A 21,340-nucleotide genomic window follows, 5' to 3' on the forward strand; every position below is an offset into this window, starting at 1 on the left:
TAGCGATATACAACACGATGAGACCGCACCTGAGTTTAAATATGGAAACGCCCAATCAGGTGCATAATAGAAAAGGCCAGCTACTGGAGCTGGCCTAAAAATCGTCAACCTATTTTAGGACGGGTCATATAGCTTATTTAGCTGTACTCGCTATTTAAGCGAATTGATTAACTGCTTTAGGTGAGTGACTGGAATGGCATAACTAATAGCACTAGGGTCAGCCAACACGGCCTCTTTAGTCGTTTTCACAAACACCTTGTTAATGATAGCGATTACTGCGCCCGTTTCAGGGTGATATAAAGGACTTCCGCTGTTACCCGGGTAGGCGGTAGCGTCTAATTGATAGATGTTATACGGTGACTTAAGTCTTTTAAGTTGTGCTAAGTTTAGCTCGCTGGCATTTCGGGCGGGTATCACCACTGGCGTTATACTCGAAATAATACCGCGGTGAGTAACGGGGTAAAGTCCCAATACCGCACCAATAGGAAACCCAGTGAAGGCATATAGTTCTCCTTCGCGTACCTTTTTATTAGACAGACTCATCGCTTTTAGGGCTTTACCTTCAATTTTTAGCAGCGCTAAATCATGTTTCTGATTGCTTGCCACCAAACTGGCTATTCGTATTTCGGGTGAACGACCTTGCCCAACAAACACTACGAGTTTTTCATTCTGCTGTTGATTTAGGCTTTTGGGAATGACGTGGGCATTAGTAGCAATTAAATGAGGTCCAACCACAAACCCTGTTCCTCTAAGGTTTGCACGCGGTGAGTTAAGCTTGTTGTAGGTGCCAACGCCAACTACAGAAGGTTTAATTCTTTCTATAGTGTCAGCAAGATCGCTTAACGCGCCAGCGCTAAACATCGATAAAAATGAAGCGATGGCAATAATGAAGGCGAGTTTCATACTATATTCTTCCTTGAGAGATTATTTCATCTTAATTTTTACTCGGTACTAGAGCAAGTTAGTATAAAAGCGACTAGGTTTGTGTAGTGCGTAATACTGTGAAGCGAAAAAGGCCAAATGATGATGAGTTTTAATTACGAAGATGCGTTCTCCAGAAATATTGGCTGGGTTACAGATGCAGAGCAACAGATACTGCGTGGTAAGCGTGTGGCTATGGCTGGGGCCGGGGGCGTGGGTAGTGAACACATAGTGACGTTAGCAAGGTTGGGGGTTGGCAAGTTTCATATCTCTGATTTTGATGAATATGAAGTGCATAACTTTAACCGCCAGGCTGGGGCGTTTATGTCTACGGTGGGCCAAGATAAAGTTAAAGTGATGGAACAAGTTTGCTTGGATATTAATCCAGAAGCGGAAGTGAAGTCTTTCCCTGAAGGGATTTTCGAACATAATGTTGATGAATTTTTAGATGGCGTTGATGTGTATGTAGATAGCTTGGATTTTTTTGCGCTATCGGCACGTAAGTTGGTTTTTCAAAAGTGTTTGGAAAAAAATATACCGCTAGTAACCGCAGCTCCTTTGGGTATGGGCTGCGCATTTCTTTGCTTTATGCCGGGAGGAATGACCTATGAAGAGTATTTTCGCTTTGAGGATGCAAGCAGTGAAAATGAGCAATACATTAAATTCTTGATTGGGCTTTCGCCCGCTATGTTACAGCGACCATACTTAGTTGACCCTAGTAAAGCGGACTTCCACGCTAAAAAAGGCCCGTCGATGCCTATGGCTGTGAAAATGTGTGGGGGAATTGCCGGCACTTATGTGCTCAAAATATTATTGAATAGAGGCGAGTTAATTACAGCACCTTACGGTTTGCACTTTGATGCCTACCGAAATCGCTTCAAAAAAACCTGGCGGCCAATGGGTAACCGCAATCCACTGCAGCGTATTGTATTTGGTGTGGCGAAAAAAATAGTATTGAGTGGCGGTGCTTAACTGTGACTTGGTGTCAGTAAGTTTTACAAAATGTTATTTATATTTGTATTAATATAGTTTAAGTTGTTGTAAGTATATAGTTTTTAATCTTGGCTTACTTATTGCTTTAAGCCCACCGTTATTTATAAACGATTTTACCAAACGGATGGGTTACATGAACAAACTGAAACATGCTTGCTTAGCAGTTAGCTTAGGATTAGCAAGTATTTCTGCAAGTGCGGAACTGATTACTGAATGGAACTACGCAAATGATGCGGGTTTTAAAGAGTGGAGTTCTCGTGCTGGCCAAGTTGGTATAGACACCGACGGTGCAACACTAGACGATTTTGATGTTCTTTTTGGTGGCGAGCTTCCTAAGAGCTTAGCGTGGGGTGACCCATATGGCGCAGTGAATCCTTTATTGCAAAAGAGTTCTCTTGTAATCGATGATGCTCAGTCTGGCCAAGTAAATACTAGCGCGCCAGGTGATGTAGCATCTTTGGATTTTGTAACAGGTACCGGCCTTACTCACGAAAACTGGGGTGTTACAGGTAATACTTTATCGTCAGCGGTTTTGTTTGATGGTTTGTTCTTGCAGCCTCTAGCACCTTTTGTAGGTCCTGCACTTCCTGCGCCAGTACTTGAATTTGATGTACTATTTGAAGAAACCTATAACACACCAACAAATAACGTGTGTAAATACGGTGATACTAAAGTAGGTGAGGCTGGTGTTAATGAAGCCGGTTGTTCAGACCTATTCACTTTAGTGTTGGATGATGGCGTTACTTTTTCTGAAGTTGGTGGAGATATCTACCTTCAAAACAGTTTCATATTACCAATCCCTGGTTTTGATGATTATGTTTATACCTTAACGACTCGCTTGCAGGGCTTAGAAGTATTAGATGGTTTAGATTGTGGGCCTGATGCTACTTGTATTGGTTTCTTGACTGAAGAAAACCAAACCAACCAACTAGAAGCTGCTTTTGCTATCTCTGCTGCAAAAGTAACAGAGCCAGGCACTTTAGCCATCTTTGGTTTGGGCTTATTAGGTTTGGCATCTGTTCGTCGCCGCGCTTAATCACTGCTAGTGTTTAAAGCAACTGCTGCTAAAAGCAGTAGTTGCTTGTTTTCCTTCCAATACCGCTCCTGCAATAAGAAACTGTACCAAGCTATTTGGTTCCCCTTTACTACAAGTCACCTTTTTATCCTCAAGGCTTATCGTACTTTGTTAACGGTTAACTAAACGTTAATGAATTGCTCATGGTTTAACTGACATGCCTGTAAGCAAGCACTTAAAAGCTTTTGGCGAAAACGACGTTAGCCCGTGAAAGTGGCAGTGGAATTAGGGATCCTATGAGTACTTTATTCAATAAATGCTTTAGTTTTTTATGTCAGTAATCTTTACATCAACGTTTTATCAATGGGTTTTGTTTTTGTTAAAAGGTTGTTTTAAAAGGGTTTTTAAAACTGGCACTTAGATTGCTATGTACAGGTTGTATCTTGAATCGTACTAACCAAATGGATGGGTGACATGAACAAATTAAAACTAACATGCTTGGCAGCTAGCTTAAGTTTTGCAAGCGTTGCTGCAAATTCTGCTCTTATTACTGATTGGGACTATTTAAATGATGCTGGTTTTGACCAGTGGACTTCAGATGCCGGTTCTATTGACCCTACCGGAATTGATGCTTCTGGTGCTACTCGTGACGAATTTGATCCAGTTGGTTTGTTTGGTGGTGAATTACCTAAAACGCTTGAATGGGGTGTACCTTACGGTGCTGAAAACCCAGATTTGAAGAAAAGCGCTTTAGCGATTGAAGAAGCTAAAGAAGGTACTGTTACTACTAGTGTTGTCGACGGTGTTGGTGCATTGGTATTCTCTGAAGGTACTGGTCTTGTACATGAAAACTGGGGCGTTACCGGTGATACTTTAGTTGCGGCTACTTTATTTGACGGTTTGTTCCTAGCGCCTACAGCGCCAGTTGCTTTCCCACTAGCGCCAGCACCAGTACTACAATTTGGTGTTATCTTTGAAGAAACCTATAACACTCCTACGAACAACATCTGTAAGTACGAACCTACCCAACTAGTTGGTGCAGTAGGTATTAACCAAGAAGGTTGTTCAGACTTATTCACTTTAGTGCTAGGCCCAGATGTTACCTACACTGAAGTTGGTGATGATATCTACCTTCAAAACAGCTTTGTATTGCCAATCCCTGGCTACGATGACTACGTATACACGCTTACTACTCGCCTTCAAGGTTTAGATGTATTGGGTGATATTGATTGTGGTCCAAATGCTACTTGTATCGGCTTCCTAACAGAAGAAGATAAAACCAATGAATTAAAAGCTGGTTTCGCTATCTCTGCTGCTCAAGTAACAGAGCCAGGCACTTTAGCTATCTTTGGTCTAGGCTTGTTAGGTTTGGCGTCAGTTCGTCGCCGTGCATAATGCTTATTTAAAAGTCGCTAACTATTAGCATTGAATACCCAAAGCGCAGCCTAGTTCTGCGCTTTGTTTTTTTCAAGCCTACTTTATTTCAATTCATTATTTTTCTAAGGCTTAAGTGTTGTAAATAGATAATTAAACAGCTTAGAGAGCCCGTTATGATCCGTAACAAATATGTGAAAAAACTATCCACTGTGCCGGTTTTGGGGGCAGCTGTAAGAGGTGGGATTTCGATGTTGGTGAAGCGTGAAGCTAAACTCATCGCCGAACATTTTGCTGAGTTCCTCCGCCCCGTTGTTGCCTTTAAACCAGATATAGTTAACGAAGCTTTTAAAATTCGTCACGACGTATATTGCGAAGAGCTCAATTTTGAGCCCGTTCGTGATGACGGTATGGAACAAGATGAGTTTGACGATTACTCCCGCTTTTGCCTCATTGAACACAAACCTAGTTCTAACTTCGCCGGTTGTGTGCGAATAGTTTCTCCAACGAGTAAAAGTGAATTGTTACCGATTGAAAAATTTTGTTCTGAAGCGATTAAAAACGCTAAGGTTCATCCCTCCCAGTTTGACCGAAGCGAGATTTGTGAAATTTCTCGTTTGGCTGTTCGCCCTCAATTTCGCCGTCGTAAGGCTGATAACTTTGAGGGTGCCGCTTCTGGTGCTATTAACGAGCAAACCTATTCTGAGGAAGAGTTACGTTGCTTTCCTTTTTTAGCTATTGGTTTGTATTTATCCATTGCAGCTCTAGCTGTGCGAGCAGGCACTCACCATGCCTTTGTTATGATGGAGCCTCGATTAGCTCGCAGTATGAGCTTCTTGGGTATTAAGTTTGAGCAATTAGGCCCAGCTGTTGATTATCATGGCCTACGTGCGCCTTACTATATTAGCACTGGCATGTTAACTCGCAGCTTACCTGTCGGTTTTCAGGTATTAATGAATAACATTGATAAAGAAGTAGAGAAGGGGTGTTTGGCTGCTCGAAACAATGATGACAATGACGAGTACATCAAGAGAATGTATTCATCGTCTTTTTTTGAACAAAAAAAATCTCCCAACATTTCCATGCGGGAGAATTTTAATTGGTCTGAGTCTAGCGGCCTTTATCTTCCGCGCTAGCCGCACTTAGCAGCTACTATTCCTACTTTATTTTAGCTGAGCTTCTAGTTCAGCTTTTTTATCTGTAAGTTCAGGTTCTAGGTTCCTGAGGTTATCCAGTACACCTTTCGCTTTCTTTGTCTGTTGGTCCGCAATGAGTGCTTCTACGTAGTGAAGCGCTATCTCGTTACTGGCTTGCTGTTGATAGCTTTGTTCAAGTGCAACAGTGGCTTGTTGAACTTTGCCCGCTTTTAGCAACATGTAACCGTAGGTATCGGTAACTTGTGGGATGTCGGGCTTTAGAATGTGGGCTTTTTCAGCATACAGTAAAGCTTCACCAGGTTTGCCCATTTCATGATAAACCCAAGCCAAGTTATTTAATGCAATAACGTTCTCTGGTTCTTTTTCAATAATGACGTGATATTGAGCTAACGCTTCGTTTGGCTCAGCTTGCATTTGTAGCTCCGCTAGCTGAAGTTGTAGCGGTTGAGCTGCTTCTTTATGTTGCTCCATAGCTGACTTTATAAAGCTAATTGCCTGACCGATGTTTCCTGCATTTTTATAGGATTTAATCAAAAGGTTAGCGGTTTGAGTGCTAGGGTATTTTTTATAAAGTGCATCAAATGTTTCGATTGCTGCTGGCCAGTTTTCTTGTACTAAGTAGATGTAACCTTGTTGTTGCAAAGCTGCTGGCGTTTCAAGCTGAAAAGGTTCAAGTTGATCGAGCGCATCTTGGCTGGCGACAGCGTCTCCAGCTTTTAGTTGCAGGACTGAATTTACAAAAATAATCTTTTGATTGGTTTTAAACAGCTTCATTGCTTGGGTACTAAGGCTTACCGCTTCTTTCAGTTTTCCCGCTGCTTCTAAAATATTAATATTTTTAACGTAGGCCACTAATGACAATGGTGAATTTTCTAACCATTCTTTAAAAGTCGCTACAGCTTGATCTTGTTGTTCAGCTTGAAGGTATAAATCACCAATTAATTGCCAAACTCTATCGTCTCTTAGCATTGGGTCGATTTTCTCAAAGGTGGTAATTGCCTGGGGAAAATCTTTTTTAAATAAGTAGTAGCGCCCTAGTTGCTCTGTCAGCAAGGTCGACTCGGGAGCAGTGGCTAGCTGTTCATCAATTAAGCTTTTGACTTCTTCAATCTTATCAATCTGCGAAGCGTGGCTCATTAAGAACTCAAAAGCTCTTAAGTTTTCAGGCTGCTCAATTTTTACCTCGTAAACTAATTGATAAGCTTTATCAATTTCACCTTTTTGTACATATACCGATGAACTAAATAGTTTAGCCGCTACATCGTTAGGCTGGTCTTTGAGGATTGCTTGATATGCGCTAAGTGCTTCGTCGTAACGCTCTTGTTGCTCTAAAATAGCGCCTTTGAATAACTTAACGCTTTGATCTGCGGGGTGCTCTACAATCCATTGGTTCAGGGCTTTAAGTACTTCTTCCGTATTGCCTTGTTGGTAGCTATAGGTTTGCAATCCTAAAAATGCTTGAGCGTGGTTAGGTTGCTCAGCGAGTACTTCATTGAGAATTTCTATACCATCGAGATCATTTTGCTTTAACTTAAGTAAACCAAGTTTAGCTTTTTCTGCTAAACCACCAGATTGAGCCGCTTTCTCAGCAATCTGAATGGCTTCCTCTGTTCTGCCTAAGCGGTTTAATTGCAAACTTACCGTGCTTAAAAAGTCGCTATCTTGTGCTGCGGCAATAGAGGGTTGGTTGAGTTGGTTAAACGCGCTATCTAGCTGGCCTATTCGAAACTGAGTTGTTACATATAGTCGTTGCGCTAACGCATTGTTGGGATCTTTGTTGATCACTCTTTCTAATTGAGTGAGGGCTTGTTCATACTTTTGTAATTTATAAGCTGAAATGCCGGCCACAATTTGAGTAGCGGTGTTGTGTGAACCATTTTGTAGCGCTTTGGTTGATAGCTCAAAAGCAGCATCGAAGTCTTCTGCCTGAAAACGAATGTAAGCTTTTAACTGGTTACTTAACATATGGTTAGGCGCAACCTTAAGAATATTATCTAAATAAGGTTCAGCTTCATCAAATTGTTTGTTTTTAACCATTGCTTGGGCTAAGTACAAAGTAAATTGAACCGCTTCTGGTGCCAGTTCGACGGCTTTTTGGTAAGCCAGTACTGCGGTTGCGTTATCATCGGCTAGAGAAGCTAAATGACCTTTAAGTAACCACACATCGGTATTATTGGGTGCTTCTTCACTTAACTGATTAATGGTTTCGTTAGCGCTCGCCAGTTGTTGGTCTGCTGCGGAAATACTGGCTTTCACCATTTTGGAGTAAGTGCCTTCAATGCCTAACTCTTGCGCTTGGCTTAAGGTGGTTCTCGCTTGATCAATTTGTCCGTTTCTAAATAGTGCTAAAGCATGAATAGCCAGTAATTCAGTTTCTGTTTCTAGTTTGAAAGGACGGTTATCTGACAGCAGGCTACCTATTTCATCGGGTTGACCTTGATTTAGGTAAGTTCTGGCCAAAAGCGGAATGACTTGCTCTTTCTCTGCATTGAGTTCTAAAGCGCGATTTAGTTCTTTTTCGGCAGCTAAATAGTTGCCGCGTTCTAAATATATTTCGCCAAGCGTTAAGCGAGCTTGAGACAAGGCAGCATCTTTTTTAATGGCATTTTTTAATTCGATGATAGCGGCGTTTTGATTGTTCTCAGCTAGATAGCCAGACGCCTTAGATAAATGCTGTTCTGCAGAATCCCCACCGCACGCAGTTAATGCCATGGTTAAGGCTGTGGCAGCCAGAATTTTCTTCATTCCAAACCTATGATTGCTCATATTATTCCCTGTTTGTTGGATTGATAAATTACGTTAAAATCATACAGCTTAATTAAGCTTATGTCCTACTTTGTGGGGTGATTTGTTGCTATCTGAAGGAAGGCTCTTACTTTCTGTTTCAATATGCGGTTTAATTAGCATTAGAAAACTGTTTTTCAAATTAAATGGATGTATACATGGACGTAAGTATTGCCGTAATTGGTCTAGGTTATGTTGGCTTGCCTTTAGCGATTGAGTTTGCCAAAAAACGCAGCGTAGTTGGCTTTGATATTAACCAAGGGCGGGTATCTGAGTTACAACAAGGTATTGACCTAACACAAGAAGTTAGCAATGACGAATTGCAAGAAGTTGCAGGTAATATGTCGTACAGCTGTCAAATTGAAGATTTGGCAGCATGTAATGTTTTCATCGTTACGGTACCGACGCCAATCACCGAACATAAACAGCCTGATCTAACGCCCTTAGTGCGTGCTAGCGAAACCGTGGCCAAAGTACTAAAACCTAACGATATTGTTATTTACGAATCTACTGTTTACCCAGGCGCAACTGAAGAGCAGTGTGTACCGGTACTTGAGAAAAATTCAGGCTTGGTATTTAACAAAGATTTCTATGTAGGCTACAGCCCTGAGCGAATTAACCCAGGCGATAAAACCCACCGTGTATCTACCATCAAAAAAATAACTTCAGGTTCTACTCCAGAAATAGCCACCATTGTAGATAACTTGTATGGCGAGATTGTTGTTGTGGGCACCCACAAAGCCAGTAGCATTAAAGTAGCCGAAGCCGCAAAAGTGATTGAAAACACCCAACGTGATGTAAACATTGCCTTAATCAATGAATTAGCACTTATCTTTAATCGTTTAGATATTGATACTGAAGCTGTACTGGAAGCCGCCGGCACTAAATGGAACTTTTTACCATTCCGCCCAGGTTTAGTTGGTGGTCACTGTATTGGCGTCGATCCGTATTACTTAACCCATAAAGCTGAATCAATTGGTTATCGCCCTGAAGTTATTTTAGCGGGACGTCGTATCAACGATAACATGGGCCGTTATGTGGTATCGCAATGTATAAAAGCGATGGTTAAACGCAATATTTCGGTAGTAAACAGCAAAATTCTTATTTTGGGCTTAACGTTCAAAGAAAACTGTCCTGATATTCGTAACACCAAAGTTATCGATATTGTGCATGAGTTTGCAGATTATGGTGTGCAGGTAGACACCTATGACCCATGGGCCGACAAACAAGAATGCCATGACGAATACGGTATTGATTTAGTTGAGTCTCCAGTAGCGGGAAGCTACGACTCGATTATTCTTGCGGTTGCTCATCAGCAGTTTAAAGATATGACAGTTGAAGACATTCGAGCCTTTGGTAAGCCTGAACACGTGCTTTACGATCTTAAATATCTATTACCAGCAGATGCTAGCGATTTACGTTTGTAATTGGAGCTAAACAGTGACACGTTTTCAACAAGTTTGTGAGCAATTAAAGGCGCAACCTAAAGTATGGGCCATTTCTGGTGTAGCGGGTTTTATAGGCTCTAACTTGCTAGAGGCCTTGCTCAAGCTAAACCAAAAAGTTATTGGCTTAGATAATTTTGCTACGGGACACCAACATAACCTTGATGAAGTGAAAGGTTTAGTTAGCGAGCAGCAATGGCAACAGTTTCAATTTATTGAAGGCGATATTCGAAGCCCTGAGACCTGCAAGCAATTTGTTGGTAGTGCCGATTACGTGTTGCATCAAGCTGCATTAGGGTCGGTACCTCGTTCAATCAACGATCCCATTACCACGAATGAAGTGAATATCTCTGGTTACTTAAACATGTTGGTGGCCGCCAAAGAGCAACAGGTGTCAGCCTTTGTTTATGCGGCGTCTAGCTCAACTTATGGCGACCACCCTGATTTGCCTAAAGTGGAAGATAAAATCGGTAATCCTTTATCACCTTACGCGGTGACCAAGTACGTGAATGAGCTATACAGCTCTGTGTTTGAGCGTACTTATGCTTTTCCATCTATTGGTTTGCGTTATTTTAATGTGTTTGGCCCTCGCCAAGATCCTAACGGCGCTTATGCCGCAGTTATTCCTAAGTGGACTGCGGCCTTGATCGATCAAGAACAAGTGTTTATCAATGGTGATGGCGAAACCAGCCGAGATTTTTGTTTCATCGACAACGTTGTGCAAATGAATATTTTGGCTGCAACGGCAGGTTTATCTAGCAGTGAAGTCTTTAATGTAGCTTTAAATGATCAAACTAGTTTGACCCAGTTATACGACTTGCTGAAAGAGAACCTCGCTCAGCACGGTGTACAGCGTGAAGCGAAACCTGAGTATCGTGATTTTAGAGCCGGAGATGTTAGGCATTCGAGGGCAGATATTAGTAAAGCTAATCAACTGCTTGGCTATGATCCTGCTTTTACTATTGGACAAGGTTTAGCACTTGCGATGCCTTGGTACATTAATCAGTCTACCCTCTAAAATTTGATTAGATTGGTGCTGTTGGCTTACAGCCTATGAAAGCGTAAAGAGTTGAAGCAGTACTATGACCCTTTCAAGGAATGAAAGAGCGACCCAAGCAATAAACCAGCGGCAAAATAATCGCTGGTTTTTGTCTTTATTATTTAACGCGTTATGCGTTATTAAAAGTTCAGAAATTGCTCTGCGAGTTAGCCAATAATGAGCGCAGCTAAGCTACGTTGGCAAACCGTGGAAACCTTGGATGAGTTGTTTTCTTTAGAGCAACAATGGAACCAATTAGCATTAACGTGCAGCGCGAGTTTGTTTAGCCAATGCAGTTGGGTGAAACAATGGGCTGAGCAGTTCTGGCATTCAGGATGTTGTTTGAGCTGTTTAGCTGGATTTGATGGTGAGACCTTAGTTGCTCTGGCCCCATTTTACTCTCAAGTTGAAGGGCGCGGGCTAAAATTGCAACGGCTATCAGTAATGGCTCAAGGGGAAGAAGAGCGTGCTGAACTGGCCTCTGAGTATCCAGATATTTTGGTTAACCCTGTATTTAAGGGCATAGCTCAGCCGGCAATATTAGAATGGTTCACACAGCTTAAGGTGGATGTGTTTTATTGCCGAGCCTTGAAACAAAGTAGTGTGTTGTATGAGCTTTTAGCGAGTCAGCCAAAGCTGATTGTGAATAGCGCTAGAGGCTATTCGTTGAGCTCTGAGGGTTGGTCAATCAATCAACTTAGCCGCAACGGGCGTTCGCAATGGCGACGAGCGGATAAGGCCTTAAAGCAACAGAAAGCCGAGTTTACATGGCTTAACAGCGATGAGGTTAACCTGCAGTGGCCAGCATTAATTGCCTTTCACCAAGCTAGATGGAAGCTGAAAGGTAAAGCAGGTGCCTTCGCAGACTCTCGTTTTATTGCTTTCCATGAACAGTTTGCTAAGGGTTGCCCGGAAAATGTAGCAATGAGCGGGGTCTTCATTGCGGGTAAAGCAATAGCCTTAAATTACTACTTACTCGACCAAAATAATTTGTACTTTTATCAATCTGGTTGGGATGAGCAAACTTACTCTCGTTATTCGCCTGGCTTTGCTTTGCATGTTTGGAGCATTATTAACAACCCGGTTACGCGCTATGATTTTATGATGGGTGCACAAAGCGAGAGCTATAAAGCCAAATTTTCATCTGAAGAAACTAGTATGGCTAATCTTTATTTTATCAACTCTCCTTGGAGGATAAGACTATTCAAGCTCGTCAACAAAATCCTTTAGAAGTTAAAAGCTCTCGGCTAGGGAGGAGAGAACTCCCTATTAGGGAAAAAAATGCGCCCTTGGCATTTTTCTTTTTATTCTTATACACCATTGCGGTTTTAGTTAGGCCTCATGAGTTTTCGCTAACGACGGCTGATTTTATAATCATTAAAGTTTTTGCGATTTTGTCGTTTGGGTTGACATTACTCACCCTACGGCCACTGAAACTGTATCCCCAGCACTATTTATTATTGGGCTTAGTGCCATTTATTATGGCTTCAGCGTTTTTGAATGGTTGGGGTACCGGGGGGATTTTCCAGGCTCAACGTTTGTTCGTTAGTTCCATTATTCCATTTTTTCTATACAGTGCTCTAGTTTGTACAGCTGGCAGACAACGAATACTTATGTTTATTTGTATACTCGCCGCATTAACCATGGTTTATAACGGTCACATTCAGCAAGCATCATTTAATGGGAAGTTTGGTATCGGTATTGGTGACAGTATTACCGTTGGTCGTGAAGAGATGCGCATCAGTTACTTAGGCTTTTTTAGTGACCCAAATGACTTAGGTATGTTTTTGGTGATGAATATACCATTTGTGGCTTATTTCTATGGTCGTGGCGGAGGATTAACAAAAATACTGATGCTGGCGATATTTATGGCTTTGGGTTACGGCGTATTTATGACTGGCTCTAGAGGAACGTTGTTGGGTTCTGTCGCAGTAATTGGGATCTATTTCCTTATTAGTAATGCTGGGGCTCGTTTAGTTTTATTCATTTGTTTGAGTGCACCTATTGCAGCAACTTTGCTAGCCTCTTTCGGAGGGATCTCTTCCACTGAGTCTTCGGCAGCGGGGAGGCTAGATGCTTGGTACGATGGAATCCAAATGCTTATTCATAACCCAGTATTCGGGGTAGGGATGGGTAACTTTATGGAGGAGCATGGTAAAGTGGCCCACAATTCCTATGTGCATGTGGCTGGTGAGCTTGGGATACCTGGCTATAGCCTTTGGGGAGGAGCTTTAGTACTTAACATGCTAGTGGGTTATATGATCTTAAAACGTTTTAATCACTACTTAAGCGAAGAAGAGCTTGCAAAAAAAGAAATAGATGAAGAAACCTCTAAATTATACCAAGAAGAAGTTAACTTGAATAAAACCCTTTTTTATTCAATGGTGGGCTTTATGGTCACAGCATTTTTCTTGAGTCGTCAATTTACACTATTAATGTTTATTTTTATGGGAATGCAAACAGCCAGTCATCTAAGGTTAATGAAAATGCGGCCAGATTTGAGCGAAATGTTTGCACCTAAGATGGTATGGCGTTGCATGGGTTATAGTTGGGCAGTAATTTTTGCTGTATATATGACTTTGAAAGTAGGCTTATGACGGTCTACAAAAGCGAATTAATAATTAGGTAAAAATGCAACTATTTTACTACAAGGATGAAGTGGGCAATTTTGGGGATGACTTAAATCCTTGGTTATGGCCACAGTTACTGCCTGATTTTTTTAATGACGATGAATCAGAATTATTGGTTGGAATAGGCACTTTGCTTAACCATCGTTTACCTAACGATAAAACTTTGCACATAGTGGGGTCTGGCGTGGGGTATGGTCAATTACCTGAAGTGACAGATAATTGGAAAGTGCACGCGGTAAGAGGGCCTTACAGCGCCAAAACGCTGAACTTAGATCCAAGTACAGTGGTAACAGATTCAGCTTTATTACTTCGAAATGTAATGGAACCTACTCATAAAGAAAATGGTGATATTGGCTTTATGCCGCATTACCTTAGCTGCCGCAGCGCTAATTGGGAAAGCATTGCCGAAGCCTGTGGGTTTAGGTTTATTTCACCTGAGTGGTCAGTAGATAAAGTATTCGCCGAAATTGCGCAGTGTAAGCTAATGCTTACTGAAGCAATGCACGGGGCGATTGTTGCTGATGCACTACGTTTACCCTGGAAAGCGGTGATATTAGGTGACCATGTAAACCAAGTGAAATGGCAGGACTGGCTATCTACCGTAGAAATGCAGTATCAGCCGGAGTCTGTTCCCAATTATTTTTATAGCCCTGTTAGCGCTATTAAAGATGAACTTAAGCGGCAATTGCAAGGGTTTGGTTTGGGTAAAAACTGGTATAAACCTAAACCGCGCAATTCTAGCGATAAAACGCGTTCTGAGGTATGCAAGGGGTTAACGGCAATTGCCAATAATGCTCAGGGTGAGCTAAGTGGTGAGCTTGTTCAAAACCAACTCATTACTCGCCTTAATCAGTGCTTAGAAGCGCTGCAGTCTCAGTAATAATTGACAAGGCATAACTCATGACAGCAGCTGTTAGCATAATTATTCCCGCTTATAACTCCGCCGCATTTATCGGTAAAGCCATCGACTCGATCCTTGGCCAAAGCTTTAGCGACTACCAAATTATCGTGGTAGATGATGGCTCTAATGATAATACCGTTGAGGTCTTACAAGCTTATGGGGAGACGATTACCATCATCTCACAAGCCAATGGTGGGGCTTCTAAGGCTAGAAATACCGGTATACAAGCTGCCACGGGTGAGTTTGTTGCTTTCCTCGATTCTGACGATTTATGGCGAAGCCAAAAGTTGGAACTGCAAGTGAAAGCGATGCGAGAAAACAACGATTGGGTAGCGTGTTACAGCGAAACCTCATATAAAGCCGATGAAGAACAAGGTCTAACTAAAGATAAGCAAAATGCTACGTTAGTGGCTAAAAATCTTGAGCAAGTTTTCTTACATCCGTATTTAGTGACGTCGTCGTTTATGGTTAAACGAGAAACATTAAGCCAAGTGGGTTTGTTTGATGAACGCTTAGAGACGGCTGAAGACATCGACTTATATTTGCGAGTTGCAGAGCATGGCATCATTGGCCAAGTGCAAAAAAGCTTAGTGTGGAAGGCTGATATAGAAGGAAGCTTGGGAAGTTTGTTATCGTCTTATCAAGATAACCTAACGGTGGTTGATGCGTTTCTTGCTCGACAAAAGGCTAAGCCAGAACGGTGGCGAAGTTTAGCTAAGAAAGTGAAAGCTAAAATTTATTTAGATTGGGGAAAGGATTTGTTGTGGAATAAGCAAATTCTTTCTGCCCTAAATAAGTTATTTAAATCATTGTTATTGAAAGGTGGCTCAACAGTTATTTGGCTGATGGTCAAAGCTTTGTTAAAAGGGGGGATAGAGTTTTTAAAACCTAGAAACAAAAACTAAAGCTGCCTTATTTTTTTTTCTTTAGCATCGTTGCGATTTCTTCTATTGAAGCTCTGTCTAGCAGTAACATTAACCCTAAGTAAGTTATTCCTCCCAACCCTATTTGTATTGTAAGTTTTAGCAATACAGAAGTGTCTAGCATTGACTTGGACACAAACACCACAGCAAACATGCAAGCACCAGATATCATTGGTGCTACTAACAGTTTTAAGAATCGAGATAGGGGAGTAGCAAAAATACGGCTATTACGCCACGCAACAATCAGGTAAGCGAGAGGGAAGCCACCTAGCCATGCCAAAGCTAACCCTATTGCACCATGATTAGCAGCAACTATTATACTAATAAACATGATAACTAGCATAAATGATATGTTTATAAGCGTGTGGTTAACCTTTTTTAAGCTTTTTAGTGCGGGAGTAAATAGCTCTTCACTGAACCTTAACGGCATAATCATTAAGATTATTGTAGTAGGGATAATTGCACCGATCCATTTTTCACCCAATAGTAGCGGTATTACCAAATCAGTCACTGATGCCAGCCCCCAGAAAATAGGTAGCGTAAGACTAATGCATAGGCGCTGGGCTTTTAATACATAACTAGAAATCAATTGCGGCTGATCTTGTATTTGTGAAAATGCTGGAAATGCTACTTGGCGTAGCAACGGCATTATCTTTTTTTGAGGCATTAAGGCTACTTGTAAACCAATAGCATATAGCCCTACCTCTGTTGGCGTCATTATACGTCCAGCAATAGCGACATCCATGTGCATAAATACGTAATAACATACAGCCTGAATCGAAAGCATTCCTCCAAATTTTAGCATAGGAGTGATATCGCTAATTTTAAAACTGGGTAAGAAGTTAATTGGTTTAGCAGCGAAGGTTAAACTGGCTCGCAGGCCTATAAATATAATCTCTCCTATTACTAAAGCCCAAAAACCATATCCCATAAAAGCCATCGCTAGGGTGGATACGGCCGCCACGATGTTCGCAACGGCAGCGATAATTGATACCCGTTTAAACTCCATGTTTTTCGCAAGTAAAGCGGCAGGTATCACCTCTAAAGCTAGAATGATAAAACACCAAGCATTAACCTTGAGGATTTTGCTAACCACTTCAGATTGATAATAGCTACCTGCTACATCAGCTAAAGAATACTGCAGCGCAAAGAATCCGATATGACTAAGTATGATAGCGCCAAACAGCTGCTTAAGACTTTGTTTAGTTAGATTTTTCTCTTGAATGATTGAGGAGGTAAACAAAGACGCCAATAACAGGTTCAAGAAACCGAATAATACGTCTGACATTGCTACTAGGCCATAGTCATCAGGGCTTAGCAGGCGGATTACCCAAAAAGTCATCGCCCAGCGTAATAGTTGGGTGACTATTTTACCCATAGCGACCCATTTTAAGGACGATAAAACCTGACTTTTTAGATTAGTATTATGTGTCATTGAATAAATGCTTTATGTATTCTAGATAGTTTAGCTGTATTGCTTTGGATGATATAAACCCAGTTTGGCGAGAATATATTTAACTGGTTTTTTGAATGTTTTTAGGCTCCACTTTATTGAACGCTTTATTACGATAGTAGCGGAAAAGAAATAGTGTCTAATTGAAAAAGAATGGTTGCGTTGTTTTGCCCAAACGACTATTTCCTTTAGCAAGGGATCATCGCTCACTAACATAGCGCTAATAAATGCGTCTTTGTGCTTAAGATATACCTTTATATTAAAACAGTCTTCATATAAAGAAAGCTTGTTGGCTATCTCAAGGGTTAGGATTGTGCGTAAGCATTTATCACAGTAGGAGCAGTTTTCAGCTTGGTCTCCCTTCACACAAACATCTAACACTTTGTATGACTCTGGATTTTTAGCCACCACTGCAGTTTTTTCAACTCTGGTGTATTCGCTACCTACAGAGTGGCTTTGCAAAGACTCTGTAGATAAAAGCGGTAGACTAAACACATCACTGTAGGCCATGTCGTAACTTGAGCCGACGAACAGATCTTTATAACTATAAGCGGATGAATAGAGAAAATGACCGATGTGTTCCTGTAACAACATTGGAATAGCTGCGTTACGAATGGTATGGGTAAGTTGAAAGTCTAGTGCCCTACCATAAAAATCATTCATGTTTGAATTCACCATGATAAAAGGCAGTTGCCAATTATCAGCCGATTGCTTTAGTTGCGCGTAACGCTCTTTAAACAAACGCTCCTTACCTTTCCCGTGAGAACCAACATTGTTATACAACAAATGTGTCACTTTACGAGCGGCGGGTGTTGATTCAGTAAAGTAGTCGGTAAGAGTGCAAAATGAATCTACGCCCGCAGAAAACCCTGTAATCACACCCTTGGCTCGGCTTGATTGACTAGAGGTTTTCTCGGCGCTAATTTTAATTCTATTTAATTGGGGGATTTGTTGGATCACTAGAGTTTGATAAGCGCCGTTTAGATTAAACAGCAACTGTTCTGAAATAGCGCCTGCAATATGAATATTCTCGTTAGCTAACATTGCAGGTAGCAATAATGAGACTAAGGCAGTATCGGCGCTAGTTGAGAGGCTAAGATTGCCAAAATGACTAACTTCGAACCATAGTTGCTGAGCCTGACCGCGTAGGTCAAAATTAACCTGATAAACAATCGCACCCTCTTTTGAGGCAATTGAAACTGGACTAATGTCCATACAGCGTTTTCCTTAACACGAGAGAATCCCTTATTTGAGACTTAGGCTAACGTATCTATGTTTAAATTAGTAGTAAGCGAAGCGTTTAAATTTTTGCGCTTTAGCGCCAAAATGTCGCCGATGTACAGAGTTGGAGCAACAGAGTTGCACTGTATATAGGGTGCTTGTACGTCGCTTAAATGTTAGGCTAGTGGCCAAACAGCAAGCGATTGATTATGGACATAATAAGCGCCTTTTTGTTTTCGCGTGCTAAATCTTAGCGATTGTTCAACATACGGATATGGAAGTCACTGATGGCCATTTACCCATCTTTTTTACGTAAAATTTTAATGCCCAGCTATGAGGCAATTAAAGGTAAACAATTACTCAATCACCTAAACGGCTATGAACAACGGCTAACATGGTCTAAAGAACAGTTGTTAGCGCATCAATGGCAAGAGTTACAAAAGCTGTTGGCTCATGCTTATCAGCATACTCAATATTACCCAAAAGTGTGGGCTGAAGCGGGCATTAACGATCTTAGAGATATTGCCAGCCTAAGCGATTTTCAGCAGCTGCCGATAGTGACCAAAAACGATATAAAACAGCACTATGCTGAATTTGTATCTGATCTGCATCCTAACAACATCCGCAAATCTACCGGGGGCTCTACCGGTCAGCCGTTTCATTTTGAATTAGACCTGAATAGCAATACACGCCGAGAAGCGGTGATGTGGCGTGGTTATGGTTGGTTAGGCGCAGGTTTGGGACAAAAAACGCTCTATCTTTGGGGAGCTGATTTAGGTCAACCCTCACGCTTTAAGTTAATCAAAAATGCGCTATACCACGGATTTTATAACCGTAAAATGCTTAATTCATTTGCTATGAATAACAATAACAAGCAGCAATATGTAGATGACATTAACGTCTACAAACCTACTGCGATGGTGTCTTATGTAAATCCCTTGTTTGAGTTGGCGCGTTACATTAACGACAACAATATTAAAGTGTGGAAGCCGAGTACTATTTTAACCGGCGCAGAACCATTGCATGATTTTCAGCGCGAAGAAATAGAACGGGCATTTAATACGCGGGTTTATAACACCTTTGGTTGTCGCGAGTTCATGCTAATGGCGGCAGATTGCCAAGAACAGCGTAACTTGCATATTAATGTGGACCACTTGGTAGTGGAAACCATTGATAGCCAAGGGCAGGCGATTACCGGTAGTAGCGGTGATTTACTGGTGACCGATTTATACAATTATGGCATGCCTTTGATTCGCTATGTCAACGGTGACAGAGCTACGCTTGTGGAGGACGCATGTAGTTGTGGCAATCCTTTACCTATTATGGCGAGTATTGATGGCCGCAAGCTCGATATTATTAAGACCCCATCGGGTGGAAGTATTCCCGGGGAATTGTTTCCGCATTTGTTTAAAGAGTTTGCGGGTATTTCGCGCTTCCAAATCATTCAACAGCAGATTGATCAAGTGACCATGAAGATTGTGGCTAACGAACAATTTGGTGATAGCGACAAAGCAATGATTACTGAAGAAATCAATAAATACAGCCACGGTGAGCTGACTTTACACTTCGAGCTAGTGGATGATATTCCGCTTACTGCCAGCGGCAAGCATAGGGTTACTATCTGTGAAGTCTAATCCTGCAATGGTGATCATTACCAACTTGTACCCACTGCCGTGGGAACCCAATCGAGCTAAGTTTAATCATCAACAGTTTGAACTGCTTAAATCCGAATACGCATTAAGCATTTTGGTGCCAGTGGCGTTTCCAGAATGGTTTAAACACCGCAAGCAGATTACTCAAAGTGACGCAGTACGTTACCTACCGTACTTTTATACACCTAAAATAGGCCGCCGCTTTTATAGCGTTATGATGTTTTTGTCGCTGTTAATTCACAGTGGTTTTTGGTTAAAGCGCAAGCAAGCTAAGATTATAATGGCTAGCTGGGCATTTCCTGAGGCGGTGGCAAGCAGTTGGTTGGCTAAGCTGTTTGGCGCGCGTTTTTTCTTTAAGGTTCATGGTAGTGATATAAACCAACTGGCCAAAGACCCTGCTCGAGCCAAACAGATTAAACATGCTAGTCAAAATGCCTTAGGTATATTGTCTGTCTCTCAAGCGCTAGCCAAAGAAATGGCAAGCTTGGGTATTAACCAAGAAAAGGTATCGGTGATTTACAACGGTGTTGACCATCAAAAATTTGGGGTGGATACCAAAAGACCTTTTGCTCAAAATTACTTACTTTATGTGGGTAACTTAAAAGTAGATAAAGGGGTGACCGAGCTTTATCAGGGTTTTACTGAAGTGGCTGAGCAACATCCTGAGTTACAATTAGTCTATGCAGGCACGGGTGCAATGAAAGCCACTATTGAGCAACAGGCCAAGGCCGATGGTTTAGCAGAACGTGTTCACTTTTTGGGTTCCGTGCAACATGCTCTGTTACCTGCCTGGATTAGCCATGCCCAATTGTTAGCGCTGCCTAGTTATGCTGAGGGAGTGCCTAACGTAGTATTAGAAGCAATGGCTTGCGGTACCCCAGTTTTAGCAACGACTGTAGGTGGGATCCCTGAGGTGATGGATGCATCTCAATGCGGGGTGTTGATTCCTCCTAAAGATGCTGCAGCGGTAGCGGCAGGATTAACCAAAATACTTACTAGTGACTGGGACAAACAAGCCATAAAACAGCATGCAAGTCGTTTTTCTTGGCAGGTTAATCAGCAGCTGTTTTTAAGCATGTTGAAAAATGGCGAAGCTTAAAAAGATAAGTTAATGAATTGCTGGGGCTAAGCTGGTATTTTGTTACACTGAACAGCTTGTTTTAACGTGATGTGATTGGCTCAAACGGATTTGTAGTTGATGTTAAGTAAGATCAAATATCTTATACGAGATAAAGTTTTACCAGACCGATGGTTTTTGATAAAAAAAAGCGCGCAACAGCCGGCTTTATATCTCACCTTCGACGATGGTCCTCACCCCGAGTTTACTGGTGAGCTTCTGGAACTGTTAAACGCACATAAAGCAAAAGCAACCTTTTTTTCTATGGGAATCAGGCTCGAGCGTTGTCCTAGTTTGGGATTACGTATTGTTCAAGAGGGTCACGCCCTCGCGAATCACTCCTACAATCATCCACGTTTTGACCATATCTCTATTACTGAACGTAATCAGCAAATTGAAAAAACTAACAGCGCGATTAAGCAGCTAACTAATACTGATTGTCGCTTATTTCGTTCGCCGCAAGGCCGTTGGGATTCTTCTTTACTCGGTTATTTGATTCGCCGTGGTATTACCGCTGTGCATTGGAGCCGTGATTCTCTTGATTATAAAAAAGAACCTACCGAGCAATTGATAAAACGTTTTAACGACCAGCCTGTTACTGCTGGCGATATAATTTTATTTCATGATGACAATAACTTGTGTATAGACGCATTAGCGGTGCTTATTCCGCAATGGCAAGCACAAGGTTTTGAACTTAAAGCACTGGAGAGCTAAG

Annotated in this window: 17 protein-coding genes; 13 read left to right on the top strand and 4 right to left on the bottom strand. The window is 41.6% G+C overall.

Annotated features, from left to right (window positions below; genetic code table 11):
- Nucleotides 1-150 precede the first annotated feature (150 nt).
- A complete protein-coding gene (locus tag FFR00_RS13365) occupies nucleotides 151-903 on the bottom strand; it encodes a serine protease (RefSeq protein WP_137673911.1) in 753 nt (250 codons plus the stop codon).
- A 120-nt stretch (nucleotides 904-1,023) separates the two neighbouring features.
- On the opposite strand from FFR00_RS13365, the gene FFR00_RS13370 reads away from it, so the two are divergent.
- The 4 genes from FFR00_RS13370 (at nucleotide 1,024) to FFR00_RS13385 (ending at nucleotide 5,439) form a co-directional block, all read left to right on the top strand.
- Nucleotides 1,024-1,893 (top strand): ThiF family adenylyltransferase, encoded by an 870-nt coding sequence (locus FFR00_RS13370; protein ID WP_137674044.1) that lies wholly within the window; start codon nucleotides 1,024-1,026, stop codon nucleotides 1,891-1,893.
- A gap of 154 nt (nucleotides 1,894-2,047) precedes the next feature.
- Nucleotides 2,048-2,950, top strand: a complete 903-nt coding sequence (locus FFR00_RS13375; protein WP_137673912.1) for a THxN family PEP-CTERM protein — start codon at nucleotides 2,048-2,050, stop codon at nucleotides 2,948-2,950.
- A 453-nt stretch (nucleotides 2,951-3,403) separates the two neighbouring features.
- Nucleotides 3,404-4,324 (top strand): THxN family PEP-CTERM protein, encoded by a 921-nt coding sequence (locus tag FFR00_RS13380; RefSeq protein ID WP_137673913.1) that lies wholly within the window; start codon nucleotides 3,404-3,406, stop codon nucleotides 4,322-4,324.
- Between the two features lie 155 nt (nucleotides 4,325-4,479).
- Nucleotides 4,480-5,439 (top strand): PEP-CTERM/exosortase system-associated acyltransferase, encoded by a 960-nt coding sequence (locus tag FFR00_RS13385; RefSeq protein ID WP_137673914.1) that lies wholly within the window; start codon nucleotides 4,480-4,482, stop codon nucleotides 5,437-5,439.
- Nucleotides 5,440-5,466: 27 nt separating this feature from the next.
- Here FFR00_RS13385 and prsT read toward each other — a convergent pair whose 3' ends face one another.
- Nucleotides 5,467-8,226, bottom strand: coding sequence for an XrtA/PEP-CTERM system TPR-repeat protein PrsT (prsT, locus tag FFR00_RS13390; RefSeq protein WP_137673915.1), 2,760 nt, complete (start codon nucleotides 8,224-8,226; stop codon nucleotides 5,467-5,469).
- Nucleotides 8,227-8,402: 176 nt separating this feature from the next.
- Here prsT and tviB point away from each other — a divergent pair, with 176 nt between their 5' ends.
- From tviB to FFR00_RS13420, 6 genes are all read left to right on the top strand, one after another.
- Nucleotides 8,403-9,671 carry a Vi polysaccharide biosynthesis UDP-N-acetylglucosamine C-6 dehydrogenase TviB gene (gene tviB, locus FFR00_RS13395; RefSeq protein WP_174235955.1) on the top strand — a complete coding sequence of 423 codons (1,269 nt, stop codon included), beginning with the start codon at nucleotides 8,403-8,405 and terminating at the stop codon, nucleotides 9,669-9,671.
- Nucleotides 9,672-9,684: 13 nt separating this feature from the next.
- Nucleotides 9,685-10,707 carry an SDR family oxidoreductase gene (locus FFR00_RS13400; RefSeq protein WP_137673917.1) on the top strand — a complete coding sequence of 341 codons (1,023 nt, stop codon included), beginning with the start codon at nucleotides 9,685-9,687 and terminating at the stop codon, nucleotides 10,705-10,707.
- Between the two features lie 198 nt (nucleotides 10,708-10,905).
- The gene (locus tag FFR00_RS13405) at nucleotides 10,906-11,958 is read left to right on the top strand and encodes a GNAT family N-acetyltransferase (RefSeq protein WP_137673918.1); all 1,053 of its coding nucleotides are present in this window, start codon (nucleotides 10,906-10,908) and stop codon (nucleotides 11,956-11,958) included.
- Entirely contained in the window at nucleotides 11,916-13,325 is a 1,410-nt protein-coding gene (locus FFR00_RS13410; RefSeq protein ID WP_235836226.1) for an O-antigen ligase, read from the top strand. Before FFR00_RS13405 ends, FFR00_RS13410 begins: the two co-directional genes overlap by 43 nt.
- A gap of 34 nt (nucleotides 13,326-13,359) precedes the next feature.
- Complete coding sequence (locus FFR00_RS13415) at nucleotides 13,360-14,238, top strand: polysaccharide pyruvyl transferase family protein (RefSeq protein ID WP_137673919.1); 879 nt, start codon at nucleotides 13,360-13,362, stop codon at nucleotides 14,236-14,238.
- Nucleotides 14,239-14,258: 20 nt separating this feature from the next.
- Complete coding sequence (locus tag FFR00_RS13420; RefSeq protein ID WP_137673920.1) at nucleotides 14,259-15,164, top strand: glycosyltransferase; 906 nt, start codon at nucleotides 14,259-14,261, stop codon at nucleotides 15,162-15,164.
- A 7-nt stretch (nucleotides 15,165-15,171) separates the two neighbouring features.
- On the opposite strand, the gene FFR00_RS13425 is transcribed toward FFR00_RS13420, so the two are convergent.
- Both FFR00_RS13425 and FFR00_RS13430 read right to left on the bottom strand, forming a co-directional pair.
- Complete coding sequence (locus tag FFR00_RS13425) at nucleotides 15,172-16,617, bottom strand: oligosaccharide flippase family protein (RefSeq protein ID WP_137673921.1); 1,446 nt, start codon at nucleotides 16,615-16,617, stop codon at nucleotides 15,172-15,174.
- A gap of 30 nt (nucleotides 16,618-16,647) precedes the next feature.
- A complete protein-coding gene (locus FFR00_RS13430; protein ID WP_137673922.1) occupies nucleotides 16,648-17,850 on the bottom strand; it encodes a hypothetical protein in 1,203 nt (400 codons plus the stop codon).
- 293 nt (nucleotides 17,851-18,143) lie between these two features.
- Here FFR00_RS13430 and FFR00_RS13435 point away from each other — a divergent pair, with 293 nt between their 5' ends.
- From FFR00_RS13435 to FFR00_RS13445, 3 genes are all read left to right on the top strand, one after another.
- The gene (locus FFR00_RS13435) at nucleotides 18,144-19,490 is read left to right on the top strand and encodes a phenylacetate--CoA ligase family protein (protein ID WP_137673923.1); all 1,347 of its coding nucleotides are present in this window, start codon (nucleotides 18,144-18,146) and stop codon (nucleotides 19,488-19,490) included.
- Nucleotides 19,480-20,607: a glycosyltransferase gene (locus tag FFR00_RS13440; RefSeq protein WP_137673924.1), complete on the top strand. Its 1,128-nt coding sequence runs from the start codon at nucleotides 19,480-19,482 to the stop codon at nucleotides 20,605-20,607. The genes FFR00_RS13435 and FFR00_RS13440 overlap by 11 nt, the downstream gene beginning before the upstream one ends.
- Before the next feature lie 156 nt (nucleotides 20,608-20,763).
- Nucleotides 20,764-21,339, top strand: coding sequence for a polysaccharide deacetylase family protein (locus FFR00_RS13445; protein WP_235836227.1), 576 nt, complete (start codon nucleotides 20,764-20,766; stop codon nucleotides 21,337-21,339).
- Nucleotide 21,340: the final 1 nt, after the last annotated feature.

The sequence above is a fragment of the Agarivorans sp. Toyoura001 genome (assembly GCF_005405585.1).
Taxonomy (GTDB): Bacteria; Pseudomonadota; Gammaproteobacteria; order Enterobacterales; family Celerinatantimonadaceae; genus Agarivorans.

Coding starts and splice junctions, on each gene's coding strand:
- FFR00_RS13430 (WP_137673922.1), bottom strand. CDS start 17,850: ATGGACATTAGTCCAGTTTCAATTGCCTCAAAAGAGGGTGCGATTGTT.
- FFR00_RS13380 (WP_137673913.1), top strand. CDS start 3,404: ATGAACAAATTAAAACTAACATGCTTGGCAGCTAGCTTAAGTTTTGCA.
- FFR00_RS13425 (WP_137673921.1), bottom strand. CDS start 16,617: ATGACACATAATACTAATCTAAAAAGTCAGGTTTTATCGTCCTTAAAA.
- FFR00_RS13375 (WP_137673912.1), top strand. CDS start 2,048: ATGAACAAACTGAAACATGCTTGCTTAGCAGTTAGCTTAGGATTAGCA.
- FFR00_RS13365 (WP_137673911.1), bottom strand. CDS start 903: ATGAAACTCGCCTTCATTATTGCCATCGCTTCATTTTTATCGATGTTT.
- FFR00_RS13385 (WP_137673914.1), top strand. CDS start 4,480: ATGATCCGTAACAAATATGTGAAAAAACTATCCACTGTGCCGGTTTTG.
- FFR00_RS13420 (WP_137673920.1), top strand. CDS start 14,259: ATGACAGCAGCTGTTAGCATAATTATTCCCGCTTATAACTCCGCCGCA.
- FFR00_RS13435 (WP_137673923.1), top strand. CDS start 18,144: ATGGCCATTTACCCATCTTTTTTACGTAAAATTTTAATGCCCAGCTAT.
- FFR00_RS13405 (WP_137673918.1), top strand. CDS start 10,906: ATGAGCGCAGCTAAGCTACGTTGGCAAACCGTGGAAACCTTGGATGAG.
- FFR00_RS13370 (WP_137674044.1), top strand. CDS start 1,024: ATGATGAGTTTTAATTACGAAGATGCGTTCTCCAGAAATATTGGCTGG.
- FFR00_RS13415 (WP_137673919.1), top strand. CDS start 13,360: ATGCAACTATTTTACTACAAGGATGAAGTGGGCAATTTTGGGGATGAC.
- prsT (WP_137673915.1), bottom strand. CDS start 8,226: ATGAGCAATCATAGGTTTGGAATGAAGAAAATTCTGGCTGCCACAGCC.
- tviB (WP_174235955.1), top strand. CDS start 8,403: ATGGACGTAAGTATTGCCGTAATTGGTCTAGGTTATGTTGGCTTGCCT.